Raw genomic sequence first — 13,475 nt, 5'->3', positions numbered from 1 at the left:
TCTATTCCTGTCATGTAAACAATGTCAACATCTCTCAATTCGCCCTATCATCACGGCAATCTGCGCCAGGCTCTGCTCGAAGCCGCGCTGATCATTCTGGAAAAGGAAGGCGAAGCCGGCCTCGGTCTGCGCGACCTTGCCCGCGCCGTCGGCGTTTCGGCTGCCGCGCCCTATCGCCACTTCGATTCCCGCGCTGCTCTCCTCGAAGCGCTCGCCGTCACCGGCTTCCAGCGTTTCTCCGCCGCCATGGAAGCAGTGGCGTCAAGCAATCCGGCCGATCCCATGGCCGCCATGGGCAAGACCTATGTCCTCTTCGCCCTCAGCAATGCCAATCTCTTCCGCCTGATGTTCTCGCCCCAGCTCAAGAAAGACGGTCGCCCCGGCCTGCGCATGGCAGCCGACGCGGCCTTCGATACCCTGCGCCACGTCGTCGGCGGCGACATGCAGACTGGCCGCATAAAAGCCCTTGCCGCCTGGGCCAAGGTCCACGGCCTTTCCATCCTGCTCCTCGACGGCCAGATCGCCCTGCGCGCCGGTGAAGACACCGAAGCGCTGATCGCCGAAATTATCGGGAGCCTGTAGCGCCTCTATCGCCTGGACCTCACGAAATTCCACAGCGTCATCCCCGCGAAAGCGGGGATCTCCGTTTGTCTGCCGGGGGATTCCCGCTGTCGCGGGAATGACGCCGAGCGAGGGCCCCAAAAACCCAAAACATTGCCCCCGCTCCCCTCATGCGCTAAACCCAGCCCCGATTTTCCTCATCCCGGACTGCCCGCATGACCCAGACCCGCTTCGACGTGCTGACGATCGGTAACGCCATTGTCGACATCATCGCTCCGGTTGAGCCCGGCTTCATCGAGCGCGAAGGCATGAAGGAGGGGATCATGCACCTGATCGATACCGATCGGGCCGAAGACCTCTATTCAAAGATGCCGCTGAGCCGGCAGCAGATTTCCGGCGGCTCCGCCGCCAACACCGCCGCGGGCGTCGCCTCGCTCGGTGGCCGCGCCGCCTTCGTGGGCAAGGTGGCGGATGATCCGCTTGGCGATGTCTTCGAAAACGACCTCGACGCCATCGGCGTCTATTACAACACCTCGCGCCTCAAGAATGGCGCGCTGACGGCCCGCTCGATGATCTTCCTCTCGGAAGCCGAGCGCACCATGAACACCTATCTCGGCGCCTGCCACCAGCTCACCGAAGCCGATATTCGCCCCGACGAAATCGGCGGCGCCGCCATCACCTATATGGAAGGCTTTTTGTGGGACCCGGTCGAAGCCAAGAAGGCCTTCGTCCTCGCCGCCCACTATGCCCACAAGCATGAGCGCGCCGCGGCCTTCACCTTGTCCGACCCGTTCTGCGTCGACCGCTACCGCGCCGAATTTTTGGACCTCATTCGCTCCAAGACGATCGACTACGTCTTTGCCAACGTCCACGAGCTGAAATCGCTCTACGAAACCGACGACCTCGGCACCGCCGTCCGCGCCATCGCACAGGACGCCGAACTCGCCGCCATCACCATGGGCGCCGAGGGTGCTATGGCGGTATACAATGGCGAAGTCGTCTCGGTTCCCGCTTTCCCGATCGACACTGTCGTCGATGCCACCGGCGCCGGCGACCTCTTTGCCTCCGGCTTCCTCCTCGGCATGGCCCGAGGCCAAAACCTCGAATCCGCCCTCAAAACCGGCTGCCTTGCCGCCTCCGAAGTCATCTCCCACATCGGCGCCAGGCCACAGCTCGACCTGCAGGATCTGAGCAAGCAGCATGGCCTGGCGGGCTAGGTTGACGAGTTGCTCAGTAGCAAGGGATCGCTTCGGCGACCTCTTGCTGCAACCAGTGGCTACGCTGCAGGGAAGTCAGCGGGCAAGTGGGCGGCGGGAGCAATGTCAGGATACAAGCGACCCTTCATTACGTCAGCGATGCGACCTTGATTGATCTGAAAGTACGCCGCAATGCGCGCATAGTTATACTTCAGGGCGCGTGCGAGTTTGATAACCGGAACCATTTCCGGCGTGACCTTACGGTCATGCATGATGAGACCTCTTGGCTCGATTTCCCTTGAAGCGAGAGCCAGAGCATGCGAATCTAAACGGGCTTTCCACAGCAACCGTCAGAAGCGACATTCCTGAGCACCCGCCCAGCGGGCCGGGTTTTACCGCTGACACCATGGGTCACAATGCCGTCGACTTTCCGACTCGCGTTGTGGCCCTTTTATTTCGCCTCGGGGCAAGGTGTTCGGTTACTCCTAGGCACCTACAAAATTAGGCCACTGATTTTGAGGTTACAAGTCAATGTTGGGGAAAAGCCCGGCAATTTGACAGAAACGCCCCTATAAGACGTGTTTTGGTGGCAGCGAACCTAGGGTGCTCCCACCAACTACGGCCGCCTATGGGCCTCCTGAGCGGTTTTTGCTCCTAATTGTGGAACATTACTCGAACACGAATCGATTCGTTCGGACCCGCGTGAGGTCTTAACGAAGGACGTTGATCCCCGTCGCCCGCATCTGCGTCAGCGCTTCATCCGTCCCCGCCGTCGGCCGGAACTCGAGCCCAACAAAGCCATCATAGCCCTGCCCCTGCAGCCACTTGAGCGGCCGCTTCAAATCCAGCCCACCACTTCCCGGCTGATTGCGCCCGGGATGATCGGCCACATGCACATGCACAATGTGCCTTGCGCGATCCCCAACCACCTCTTCGGGCACCTCGCCCATCACCATGGAATGATAGAGATCATAGGTGATCCCGATCTCCGGCCGATCGACCGCATCCATGATATCGAGCGCCTCAACCGTGCTGGTGAGATAATATCCGGGATGATCGACGCGCTCATTGAGCGGCTCGAGCCCCAGGCGAACCCCAGACCCCTTCAGCACTTCGGCCGAACGCTGCATGGCGATGGTCAGCCCCTCATGCTGCTTCGCCCTCTCGATGCCCGCGAGCAGCGGCCCCGACTGGCAGATCAGCACGCCTGCCCCAAGCCGCAGCGCCACATCCCGACTCTTCTCGAGCCCGGCGAGAAACCGATCATGATCCCCCTCGCGCGTCAGCTCGGCAAAGGGCTCCGCCACGATCCCGGCGAGCTTGACGCCGGTCTCGCCCAAAACGCGCTCCACGGCATCGAGGTCCTTGTTCGACCACAGCCAGAATTCCACCGCCTCAAAACCCGCCGCCTTGGCAAGGCGCACCCGCTCCACCGGATCGGGCGTTTCCGGCACGAACAGCATTTCGATACAGGCTGAGTACCGCATCAGGCCAGCCTTGTGCCCGTACCGGCCATCTCGGCCAAAATCGCCCGCGCCGCCGCTGCCGGGTCTGCCGCCTCGACGATGGGCCGCGCCACCACCAGATGGCTCGCGCCCACCGCCAGCGCTTCGGCCGGCGTCATCACGCGCTTCTGGTCGCCGAGCGCCGCGCCTGCCGGACGAATGCCCGGCGTCACGATCGCCATCTTCGGCCCCAGAATCGTCCGCACCATTTCCGCCTCGTGCGATGAAGCGACTATGCCGCCGATCCCGGCTTCCTTGGCCTGCTGCGCGCGCAGGGCCACCAGCCCCGCCGCATCGCGCTCATAGCCGGCGTCCTTCACATCGGCATCGTCCATCGAGGTCAGCACGGTCACCCCGAGCACGCAGAGGTTTGAACCCTCCGCCGCCCTGGCCGCCGCCTTCATGCATTTGGGATAGGCATGCACGGTCAGCATCGCCGCGCCGGTCGCGGCAATCGCCGCCACGCCCTTTTCGACCGTGTTGTCGATGTCGAGCAGTTTCAGGTCAAAGAACACCTTCTTGCCCGCCGCGATCAGCTCCTTGCCGAGCGCAAAGCCATCGGCGCCATAAAAGCACTGATAGCCTATCTTGTAATGGTCGACGGTATCGCCCAGCGTGGTAACAATTTCCTCGGCACGGGCGCGCGTCGAAACGTCGAGCCCCACGATCAAATGGCCGGCCATGGCAAAATCCCTTCTGTCGCTGATTTGGGCTGGGGTCGCATATCGCTGACCGCACGGCAAGACGAAATCGCCGCTCCTATGCCGGCATAGCACCTTGCGAGAGGAATCCTATGCCGTCATAAGACACGCGATTCATCTGTCTCTCGAAAGCAAAATGCAGCAGCAGGCCCTTTCCACCCTGGTCGCCTGGATGCGGCTCGATTCCGCCATCGCCGCCTTCCACCTCGAACTGAAACAGCGCCACGGCATTACCGGCCTGCAGCTCGCCGTGCTCCACACGCTGGCCGAACGCCCCCACATGGCCCTCGCGGCTCTGCGCAAGGGCCTCGACATGCACGCGGCCACCTTGGGTCAGTCCATCGACGAACTCCGCCGCCTCGACCTCTGCATCGTCCGCACCGACCCGCGCGACCGCCGCGCCCGCTTGGTCGCCATCACCCAGAAAGGCCTCGACCTCGTCGGCGCCGTCCCCCTCGCCGGCCCCAATCGCCTGCGCCAGCTCGAAACCGACCCGGCCCGCCTCGATCGTCTCACCGAAGCCCTGGCCGACGCCCTCGACCTTTTTGCCCTGAGCGACAAAAAGGCCTAAAGCCACCACTCGTCTGGCAGTTCTTCCATCGGCATCCACTCGGTCTTCAGCGTGCCGCTTGCCGGATCGAACAAAAATCCATTGCCGCCACCGCGATGGCCGTGCCGGCTCTGGTCCTCGCTGCGCGCGATCCTGCGCTTGCCGAGATGGCATTTCAGCAGCGTCCCCACCGCCCCGTGTCCGCAGAAAATAACCGGCGTATCGGGCGGCACGCCCTTGAGCGCGGAAAAAACCGTCTCGACAATCCGCGCCTGCGCATCCACCGCCCGCTCCCAGCCGTCAACGCTCTCTTCGGGATGCGCGAAGAAACGATCCGCCGTCTCCTCGAAAAATGCCGGCGGCAGAAAGCCGGTGGCGGTGCGATCGTTTTCGCCCATCTGGTGATCGGCCAGCACCGGTGTGCCGGCTTGCGCTGCCACCACTTCTGCCAGTTCCAGCGCCTTGGTCTCGCGGCTCGAAAACACAAAAGTGCCCGCCGGAACGATCCGGCGGGCGGCAAAAGCCTCGGCTCTCTGCCGACCCTCTTCCGAAAGGCCCCAGAGCGGCACCGGCACGGCCGGGTCCATGCGTACCTGCGGATGGGTCAGATAGAGCGCCTTCATGGTCTATCCTCGCGAAAAATGCGTCAGTTCATGCACCATCTGCTCAACCTTGCGGATGATGGCCGGTTCCACCGGATTGCCCGCTGCGTCCAGCGCCTCTTCCGCCGGCCCGATGCCCAGCAGCGTCGGCACCACCAGCGCCCCCACCTTGGAGAGCGAATCCCGCAGATGGCTGAGGCTCCAGATGGTCCCGTATTTTCCAGAACTCACCCCGCCGATACCAAAAACGGCATGCCGGAACGGGCTCGGTCTTTGCCGGCTGATCCAGGTGATCGTGTTGGCGATCAGCGGCGATACCCCGCCATTATATTCGGGCGTCGCGATGAAGACGATGTCATGGCTGCGCCACATCTCGGCCAGTTTCACCGCCGCCTCCGGCACCGAATCGGCCTCAAGATCCTCGTTGAAGATCGGCATGGGAAAATCCCCGAGATCGAGTTCGGTGACCTCCACTCCTGCTGCCGTCAGGGCCCGGCCCATATGCTGCTGCAGGACACGATTGTAAGAACCCCTACGGATCGAACCGGAAAGGGTGAGCGCCGTCTTCATGCTGTCTCCAAATTTATACAGGCATGGTCGAAAATGGCTTGGCTCATCCGTCGAAGGCAAGAGGATTGACTCGCCAAGGGCAATCTTCCTATACTTAAGACAAAACTTAACTAATGGAGCCAGCCATGTCCTCGATGATTTTCGTCAACCTTCCCATTCGCGACCTTGCGGCCTCCATGGCCTATTACAAGGCACTGGGTTTCGACCATAATCCGCAATTCACCGATGAGACCGCCGCCTGCATCGTGATCTCCGACACGATTTTCGTGATGGCTCTCACCCACGAAAAGTTCAAGGAATTCGCCCGCCTGCCGATTTCGGACGCGAAGAAGGAAACCCAGGCGCTCTACGCCCTCTCGCGCGATAGCCGCGAAGCGGTGGATGCCATCGCCGAAGCTGGCCTGAAGGCCGGCGGCAAGGAAGTGCGCGATCGCCAGGATATGGGTTTTATGTATTCTCGCGCCGTCGCCGATATCGATGGCCATGTCTGGGAATATGTCTGGATGGACATGTCCGGCATGCCGACGGAGTAAGGGAGCACGCGGTATCAATCCCGCGTTGACCCTTCCAATCCATCGTCACCACCGGGTTTATCCCGGTGGTCCATGCCTCCAAAAACTGGATTGCCGGGACAAGCCCGGCAATGACGAAGACAGATAGTTTGGCGCGTGTGGCCCAGCCACTCAGGCATAGCCTTCGTGGCCTTGAGGCCTAAAATCGCCCCACTGGGGCGATTTTTACGGCCTCAAGCCTCAAACATCTTCTTGAGCTTATCGAAGAACCCACCCGATTGCGGGCTGGTATCCTTCGTTTCGAGCTCAGCAAACTCTTCCAGCAGCTCGCGCTGGCGCTTGGACAGGTTCTGCGGCGTCTCGATATCGAGCTGCACATAAAGGTCGCCGACATCCTTGCTGCGCAAGACAGGCATGCCCTTGCCTTTCAGCCGCACCCGCTGCCCCGGCTGCGTGCCCGTCGGCACTTTCACCTTGGCCCGCGCGCTATCGAGCGTCGGCACTTCGAATTCCCCGCCGAGCGCCGCCGTGGTCATCGAAATCGGCACGCGTGCAAAAAGGTCCGCGCCATCGCGCTGGAACAGGTCATGCGGCCTGATCGAGATAAAAATATAGAGATCGCCCGGCGGGCCGCCACGCACCCCGGCCTCGCCCTCATTGGCCAGGCGAATGCGCGTCCCGTCCTCGATCCCCTTGGGAATATCGACTGAAAGTTTGCGGTTTTCCTGCCGGCGACCCTGGCCTGCGCAATCGGTGCAGGGCTGGTCCATCATCTGGCCGCGGCCCTGGCAGACGGGGCAGGTGCGTTCGATCGTGAAAAAGCCCTGGGCCGCGCGCACCTTGCCATGGCCATTGCACTGCCGGCAGGTATGGGTGCCGGTGCCCGGCTTGGCGCCCGAACCCTCGCAGGTGTCGCAACCGACCAGCGTCGGCACGTCGATCTCGACCGTGCGGCCCTCAAAACTCTCTTCGAGCGAGATTTCAAGATTGTAGCGCAGGTCCGAGCCGCGCAGCTTTGAGGCGCCACCCCCGCCGCGACGGCCGCCGCCGCCCATGAAGTCCCCAAAAATGTCCTCAAAGATGTCGGACATGGACGAGGTGAATTCCGGCCCAAAACCGCCACCGGGGCGCCCGCCACCATTCTCGAAGGCAGCATGGCCAAACCGGTCATAGGCGGCGCGCTTCTGCCCGTCTTTCAGCGTGTCGTAGGCCTCGTTGATTTCCTTGAACTTGTTCTCGGCCTCGGCATTGCCGGGGTTGCGGTCCGGGTGGAACTGCATGGCGAGTTTGCGATAGGCGCTTTTCAGGGCCGCCTCGTCGGCGCCCTTCTGGCAGCCGAGCACTTCGTAAAAATCGCGTTTGGCCAAAAATCTTCTCCGAAACAGCCGGTCGCGCATGGGATCGCGCCCCGCTTGGGGTCTGTTGTTCCGTCCCTAGATGGCAATCGACCCCACAACCCGCAAGGGGCCTGGGGTCGGCAAGATGTAGGGCCGTGTTGGAAGTGCTTTAGCAAGAGTGCGCAAACGGGGCAACTTTGCTGACGCAGCCGTCGTGATTCACGTGGAACGTTTTGCGGTGCGCGCATCAATCGTCTACGCCACATCGAGAGAAACCTGCTCCCCGCCCACCGTCATTGCCCGGCTTGTCCGGGCAATCCATGCCGTCACGTGTCGAAAAGCCAATGTGATACGTCGTCCCAATCAGGATTGACGGCCTCGATCAAGTTGATCTTCCACTGGCGGGGATACTTCTTGATCGCCTTCTCCAGGCGGATGGCATCGACAACCAACTCATGCTCTTCCAGCCACACGAGTGTTTTGACGCCGTAGCGAGACGTAAAGCCGGGCGTCAGCGCGTGTTGGTGTTCGAATAGACGTCTAGAAGGGTTTGACGTCACCCCTGTGTAGAGCGTGCCGTTCTTCCCAGACGCAAGAATGTAGACATAGCCCCTCATGATCGGAGCATGCCGTGAAATGGACCACCCGGACAAGCCGGGTGGTGACGGTGGCTTTGATAGTCGTTGACCTCCCCACCGGCGTCATTGCCCGGCTTGTCCGGGCAATCCATCTCCCCAAAAACAAAAAGGGCCCGGTGTCACCACCGAGCCCCAAAATCCAAAAAGTGACAAAAACTTACTTCTTGTCGTCGTCCTTGACCTCTTCGAAGTCGGCGTCGACGACATCGTCTTCGTCGTCCTCATCGCGGGTGCCATTGGCCTTGGCTTCGGCTTCCGCCTGGCTGGCCTTGTACATGGCTTCGCCGAGCTTCATCGAAGCTTCGGCAAGGGCCGAGGTCTTTTCCTTGATCAGTTCGGCGTCGTCGCCATCGATGACAGCCTTGAGATCCGACACGGCGGTTTCGATCGCGCCCTTGTCTTCGGCCGAAACCTTGTCGCCATAATCCTTGAGCGACTTTTCGGTCGAGTGGATCAGCGATTCGGCCTGGTTGCGGGCTTCCACCGCTTCGCGCTTGCGCTTGTCGGCTTCGGCATTGGCTTCGGCGTCCTTCACCATCTTCTCGATGTCGGCGTCGCTGAGACCACCAGAAGCCTGGATGCGGATCTGCTGTTCCTTGCCGGTGCCCTTGTCCTTGGCGGACACGTTCACGAGGCCGTTGGCGTCGATGTCGAAGGTCACTTCGATCTGCGGCACGCCACGCGGTGCGGGCGGAATGCCGGCGAGGTCGAAATTGCCGAGCAGCTTGTTGTCGGCTGCCATTTCGCGTTCGCCCTGGAAGACCCGGATGGTCACGGCCGACTGATTGTCTTCAGCGGTCGAGAAAGTCTGGCTCTTCTTGGTCGGGATCGTGGTGTTGCGATCGATAAGGCGCGTGAAGACGCCACCGAGCGTTTCAATGCCGAGCGAGAGCGGGGTCACGTCGAGCAGCAGCACGTCCTTGACGTCGCCCTGCAGCACGCCGCCCTGGATCGCAGCGCCAAGCGCCACGACTTCGTCCGGGTTCACGCCCTTGTGCGGTTCCTTGCCGAAGAGCTGCTTTACCGCTTCCTGCACCTTGGGCATGCGGCTCATGCCGCCAACGAGAACGACTTCGTCGATCTGGCTAGCGGAAATGCCGGCATCCTTCATCGCCTGCTTGCACGGCTCGATGGTGCGCTGGATCAGGTCGTCGACCAGCGATTCGAGTTTCGAGCGCGACAGCTTCAGCGTCAGGTGTTTTGGGCCCGAAGCATCTGCCGTGATGAAGGGCAGGTTGATTTCGGTCTGGGTCGAGGACGAAAGTTCGATCTTGGCCTTTTCGGCAGCTTCCTTGAGGCGCTGCAGAGCGAGCTTGTCGTTGCGCAGGTCGATGCCCTGCTCTTTCTTGAACTCGTCGGCGAGATAGTCGACGAGACGCATGTCAAAGTCTTCGCCGCCGAGGAAAGTGTCGCCATTGGTCGACTTCACTTCGAAGACGCCATCGCCGATTTCGAGAATGGAAACGTCGAAGGTACCGCCGCCAAGGTCATAGACCGCGATGGTGCCCGAATTCTTCTTGTCGAGACCATAGGCGAGCGCAGCTGCCGTCGGCTCGTTGATGATGCGCAGAACTTCAAGGCCGGCAATCTTGCCTGCGTCCTTGGTGGCCTGGCGCTGGGAATCATTGAAATAGGCGGGGACGGTGATCACGGCCTGGGTGACGGTCTCGCCGAGATAGGCTTCGGCGGTTTCCTTCATCTTCTGCAGCACCATGGCCGAAACCTGGCTCGGGGAGAACTTGTCGCCCGAAGCTTCGACCCATGCGTCGCCATTGTCGGCGCGGGTGATCTTGAAGGGCACGAGGCCCTTGTCCTTTTCCACCATCTTGTCGTCATAGCGGCGCCCGATCAGGCGCTTGACGGCGAAAAGCGTATTTTCTGGATTGGTGACGGCCTGGCGCTTGGCCGGCTGGCCAACAAGGCGCTCACCATCCTTGGAGAAAGCGACCATGGACGGGGTCGTCCGGGCGCCTTCGGCATTTTCGATGACTTTGGGATTGCTGCCGTCCATGACGGCGACGCAGCTATTGGTTGTACCGAGGTCGATACCAATGACTTTTGCCATAAAACTAGCCTCTCTTTACAGCGAACCCTGTGGCGAGGCCCTTTTTGCAAAGCAGCCTCTGTGCCCCAAAGGGGCCGGGTCCCTCGTAGGTTGATTTGCCCTGTTCTGGGCCTCGGGGCGTATATAGGGGGGTGTGCTTGGGGCTTCAAGCGCGTCTGGCGCCAGAAATGGCTTTGCAGGAAAGTTTGCAAGCAAGAAAGGCGCCGCCCGGGTCGGGGCAGCGCCGGGCAGAAATCAGTCGGTGATCGTATAGGAATCGAGCTGGCAGATATCGATCGCGGGTTCGACCAGTTCTGCGCCGCTATCCATCACGAACTTGAAGTCATAAAGGCACTGGTCCGAGCCATCGCCAATGGTGGCAACGCCCTGGCTGCCCGATTCCAGCGTACCGTCGGCGAGCAGGTCTTCACCCCAGCTGTTTTCATTGCTGGGCGTGGTGTAGAAATAGTGCAGAGCCTGCGAGCTGTCGTTGACGATGGTGAATTCGACAGTCTGAGCCATGGCCGGCGCCACGCCAGCCACAAGCGCCAGGGCAGCAATGGCGCCCAGCAGATTGGTCTTCATGGAATATCCCTCAACCCGGCGCACATCGCGTCCGGACGGCCCGCTATCTGCCATGCCCGTGATCGCCCGCCAAGAGGGCATCCCGCCGCTTGAGCAGGAGCGCAGACACCGCGCCGACCGCCTCCCTCCCCCTTGTGGGGAAGGAATGCGGGTGGGGGTGGGCCAAGCGCACAGGGTCTAGAAATCCCTCTTCGCCCCCGCGCGCAAACACACTAAAACCCCCTCATGTTTTCATCAGGCACCGTGCTCCTGCACGACAACCTTTCCCCCCACGGCCAGAGCCACCTCTTTTCCGAACCGAAAGAGGTCCTTGTCGCCTATGACGCCGAGACCGCGCGCACCGCGCTAAAACGCATTGCCGAAGCCGGAAAGAAAGGCTTCTGGGCCGCTGGCTATTTTGCCTACGAACTCGGTTTTTTGTTCGAAGAGCGCCTGGCAAAATACCTGCCCGAACGCAGCGAGACCCCGCTCCTCTGGTTCGGCCTCTACGAAGGGCCAAAACCCTTCGCCGGTCTCCCCGAAGCGCCTGATGGCTCCGCCGAAAACCTTGCCCCGGCCACAAGCTTTCCCGCCTACGCAGCCGCCTTCGAAAGGGTAGAAAACTACATAGCTGCGGGCGACACCTATCAGGTCAACCTCACTTTTAAGGCCAACTTCCAGCTTTCCGGCTCCCCCCTCGGTCTCTACCGCCGCCTCGCCCAAAGCCAAAAGACCGCCTATGGCGCCTATATCCATGCCGGCGACCATTTTGTGCTCTCGCGCTCTCCCGAGCTTTTTGTCTCCGGCACCGGCGACACGCTCGCTGCCCGCCCAATGAAAGGCACCCTGCCCCGCGCGCCTCTCGCCTCACAGGACGCCGCCGACCGTGCCGCCCTTGCCAGTGACGAAAAGAACCGCGCCGAAAACCTGATGATCGTCGATCTCTTGCGAAACGATCTCGGTCGCATCGCCGAAATCGGCTCGGTGAAAGTGACCGACCTCTTCACGGTCGAAACCTATTCCACCCTCCACACCATGACATCAGGCATCACCGCAAAGCGCCGCCCCGACGTCAGCATCTTGGATGTGCTCGAAAACCTCTTCCCCTGCGGCTCGATCACCGGCGCCCCAAAACTGCGCGCCATGGAGATCATCCGCGAAGTGGAAAACACTCCCCGCGGCCTCTACACCGGCTCCATCGGCTACATCGCCCCATCAGGCGATTTCGCCTTCAACGTCGCCATCCGCACCGCCGTCATCGATTCCACGGGTAATGGCACCATCGGCATAGGCGGCGGCATCGTCGCCGACAGCGAAGCCCAATCCGAATACAGCGAGGCCCTGCTCAAATTGCGCTTCCTCAGCGACCCCGCCCCGCCGGTCACCCTGATTGAAACCATAAAGTGGTCCTCGGAAGAAGGTTTTGTCCTCCTCGGCCGCCACCTCGCCCGGCTCTTGTCCTCCGCGACCTATTTCGGCCTCCGTGCCGACGGCGCCGAAGCCACCACGCGCCTCATCGCCGAGAGTGCAAACTGGACCGCCCCCATGCGCGTCCGCCTCACGCTTTCGGATGGAGGCATCGAGGTGACATCAGTCCCCCTGCCGCCAAACCCCGAAAAATTCCGCTTCATCATCGCGAGCGAAACCCTCGACTCCACCTCGGTCTGGCTCGCCCACAAAACCACCAACCGCGCCTTCTATGATTCTCCCCGCATCAAGGCCCACGACAAACTCGGCGTCGACGAAGTCGTCTTCCTCAACGAGCGCGGCGAACTCACCGAGGGCTCGATCACCAATCTTTTCATCCAGCGCGGCGAAAAGCTTCTCACCCCGGCCCTCTCCTCCGGCCTCCTCCCCGGCACCCTCCGTGCCGAATTGATCGAAACCGGAAAAGCCCAGGAAGCCATTCTCACCCTTGCCGATTTGCATTCCGCCGATGCAATCTTCCTCGGCAATTCCGTGCGCGGCCTCATCCGCGCCGAGCTATTTGAGCCAAAGGACGCCGCCTGATGACCAAAACTATCGGCCCCGAAGACGTGCTCGTCGTCGTCGATGTGCAATATGACTTCCTGCCCGGCGGCAATCTGGCCGTATCCGGCGGCGACGAAATCGTCCCCTTGATCAATGCCCTAGCCAAAAAATTCAAAAATGTGGTCTTCACCCAGGACTGGCACCCTGCCGACCACATCTCGTTCGCCAGCCAACATCCTGGCAAGGCGCCCTTCGAGACCGTCGAACTCGACTACGGCACACAAGTCCTCTGGCCCGACCACTGCGTCTGGGCCACTCGTGGCGCTGAACTATCCGCCGATCTCGACATCCCCCACGCCCAGCTGATGATCCGCAAGGGCTACACCCGCACCGTGGATTCCTATTCCGGCTTCCAGGAAGCCGACCGCAAAACCCTGACGGGCCTTGCCGGCTATCTCAACGAACGCGATGTCGGCCGCCTCTTCGTCGTCGGCCTCGCCACCGATTTCTGCGTCGCCTGGACCGCCCTCGACGGCGCCGCCGGCGGATTTGATGTCACGGTCATCGAAGACGCCACCCGCGCCATCAATGCGAATGGTTCTTTGGAGAAGGCCTGGGCCGATTTGAAGGAAGCCGGCGTCGAACGCATCATGAGCCGAGAGATTCTGGGCTAGTAGAAGGGGGCCTCCCCCATCTCCAAACAAAAAGGGCGCCTCGCAGCGCC

General features: G+C 61.5%; 15 protein-coding genes. 6 read left to right on the top strand and 9 right to left on the bottom strand.

From position 1 onward, the window contains the following. Positions 1–21: 21 nt before the first annotated feature. Together ACSQ2A_RS15530 and ACSQ2A_RS15525 are read left to right on the top strand one after the other, a co-directional pair. Positions 22–582, top strand: a complete 561-nt coding sequence (locus ACSQ2A_RS15530) for a TetR/AcrR family transcriptional regulator (protein WP_295413296.1) — start codon at positions 22–24, stop codon at positions 580–582. Between the two features lie 194 nt (positions 583–776). Next, entirely contained in the window at positions 777–1,778 is a 1,002-nt protein-coding gene (locus tag ACSQ2A_RS15525; RefSeq protein WP_295413298.1) for an adenosine kinase, read from the top strand. Positions 1,779–1,837: 59 nt separating this feature from the next. Here the strand turns inward: ACSQ2A_RS15525 and ACSQ2A_RS15520 are convergent, their stop codons facing one another. From ACSQ2A_RS15520 to pyrF, 3 genes are all read right to left on the bottom strand, one after another. After that, positions 1,838–2,029, bottom strand: coding sequence for a hypothetical protein (locus tag ACSQ2A_RS15520; protein ID WP_436072961.1), 192 nt, complete (start codon positions 2,027–2,029; stop codon positions 1,838–1,840). Positions 2,030–2,467: 438 nt separating this feature from the next. Further along, positions 2,468–3,247 (bottom strand): TIM barrel protein, encoded by a 780-nt coding sequence (locus ACSQ2A_RS15515; RefSeq protein WP_436073222.1) that lies wholly within the window; start codon positions 3,245–3,247, stop codon positions 2,468–2,470. After that, positions 3,244–3,945: an orotidine-5'-phosphate decarboxylase gene (pyrF, locus tag ACSQ2A_RS15510; protein WP_436072960.1), complete on the bottom strand. Its 702-nt coding sequence runs from the start codon at positions 3,943–3,945 to the stop codon at positions 3,244–3,246. The genes ACSQ2A_RS15515 and pyrF overlap by 4 nt, the downstream gene beginning before the upstream one ends. A gap of 154 nt (positions 3,946–4,099) precedes the next feature. On the opposite strand from pyrF, the gene ACSQ2A_RS15505 reads away from it, so the two are divergent. After that, on the top strand, positions 4,100–4,534 hold the full coding sequence (locus ACSQ2A_RS15505) for a MarR family winged helix-turn-helix transcriptional regulator (protein WP_295413302.1): 435 nt from the start codon (positions 4,100–4,102) through the stop codon (positions 4,532–4,534). Here ACSQ2A_RS15505 and ACSQ2A_RS15500 read toward each other — a convergent pair. Continuing rightward, entirely contained in the window at positions 4,531–5,136 is a 606-nt protein-coding gene (locus ACSQ2A_RS15500; protein WP_436072959.1) for a histidine phosphatase family protein, read from the bottom strand. The two genes, ACSQ2A_RS15505 and ACSQ2A_RS15500, sit on opposite strands and share 4 nt — an antisense overlap. Positions 5,137–5,139: 3 nt before the next feature. Continuing rightward, complete coding sequence (locus ACSQ2A_RS15495) at positions 5,140–5,685, bottom strand: NADPH-dependent FMN reductase (RefSeq protein WP_436072958.1); 546 nt, start codon at positions 5,683–5,685, stop codon at positions 5,140–5,142. A gap of 125 nt (positions 5,686–5,810) precedes the next feature. Between ACSQ2A_RS15495 and ACSQ2A_RS15490 the strand changes: the two genes are divergently transcribed. Continuing rightward, positions 5,811–6,218 (top strand): VOC family protein, encoded by a 408-nt coding sequence (locus tag ACSQ2A_RS15490; protein ID WP_436072957.1) that lies wholly within the window; start codon positions 5,811–5,813, stop codon positions 6,216–6,218. 212 nt (positions 6,219–6,430) lie between these two features. Here ACSQ2A_RS15490 and dnaJ read toward each other — a convergent pair whose 3' ends face one another. The 4 genes from dnaJ to ACSQ2A_RS15470 form a co-directional block, all read right to left on the bottom strand. Continuing rightward, on the bottom strand, positions 6,431–7,564 hold the full coding sequence (gene dnaJ / locus ACSQ2A_RS15485; protein ID WP_295413311.1) for a molecular chaperone DnaJ: 1,134 nt from the start codon (positions 7,562–7,564) through the stop codon (positions 6,431–6,433). Between the two features lie 296 nt (positions 7,565–7,860). After that, the gene (locus ACSQ2A_RS15480) at positions 7,861–8,151 is read right to left on the bottom strand and encodes a GIY-YIG nuclease family protein (protein ID WP_436072956.1); all 291 of its coding nucleotides are present in this window, start codon (positions 8,149–8,151) and stop codon (positions 7,861–7,863) included. A 178-nt stretch (positions 8,152–8,329) separates the two neighbouring features. Then, entirely contained in the window at positions 8,330–10,237 is a 1,908-nt protein-coding gene (gene dnaK / locus ACSQ2A_RS15475; protein WP_295413313.1) for a molecular chaperone DnaK, read from the bottom strand. A 234-nt stretch (positions 10,238–10,471) separates the two neighbouring features. Next, on the bottom strand, positions 10,472–10,801 hold the full coding sequence (locus ACSQ2A_RS15470) for a hypothetical protein (RefSeq protein WP_295413315.1): 330 nt from the start codon (positions 10,799–10,801) through the stop codon (positions 10,472–10,474). Positions 10,802–11,026: 225 nt separating this feature from the next. On the opposite strand from ACSQ2A_RS15470, the gene pabB reads away from it, so the two are divergent. Both pabB and pncA read left to right on the top strand, forming a co-directional pair. Next, positions 11,027–12,790: an aminodeoxychorismate synthase component I gene (gene pabB, locus ACSQ2A_RS15465; RefSeq protein ID WP_436072955.1), complete on the top strand. Its 1,764-nt coding sequence runs from the start codon at positions 11,027–11,029 to the stop codon at positions 12,788–12,790. Further along, on the top strand, positions 12,790–13,425 hold the full coding sequence (gene pncA, locus ACSQ2A_RS15460; protein WP_436072954.1) for a bifunctional nicotinamidase/pyrazinamidase: 636 nt from the start codon (positions 12,790–12,792) through the stop codon (positions 13,423–13,425). The genes pabB and pncA overlap by 1 nt, the downstream gene beginning before the upstream one ends. The last annotated feature ends 50 nt before the right edge of the window (positions 13,426–13,475 follow it).

The organism is Devosia sp. LjRoot3 (assembly GCF_964252865.1).
GTDB lineage: Bacteria > Pseudomonadota > Alphaproteobacteria > Rhizobiales > Devosiaceae > Devosia.
The sequence above is the reverse complement of the archived record's forward strand: the minus strand, read 5'-3'. Positions and strand labels throughout refer to the sequence as shown.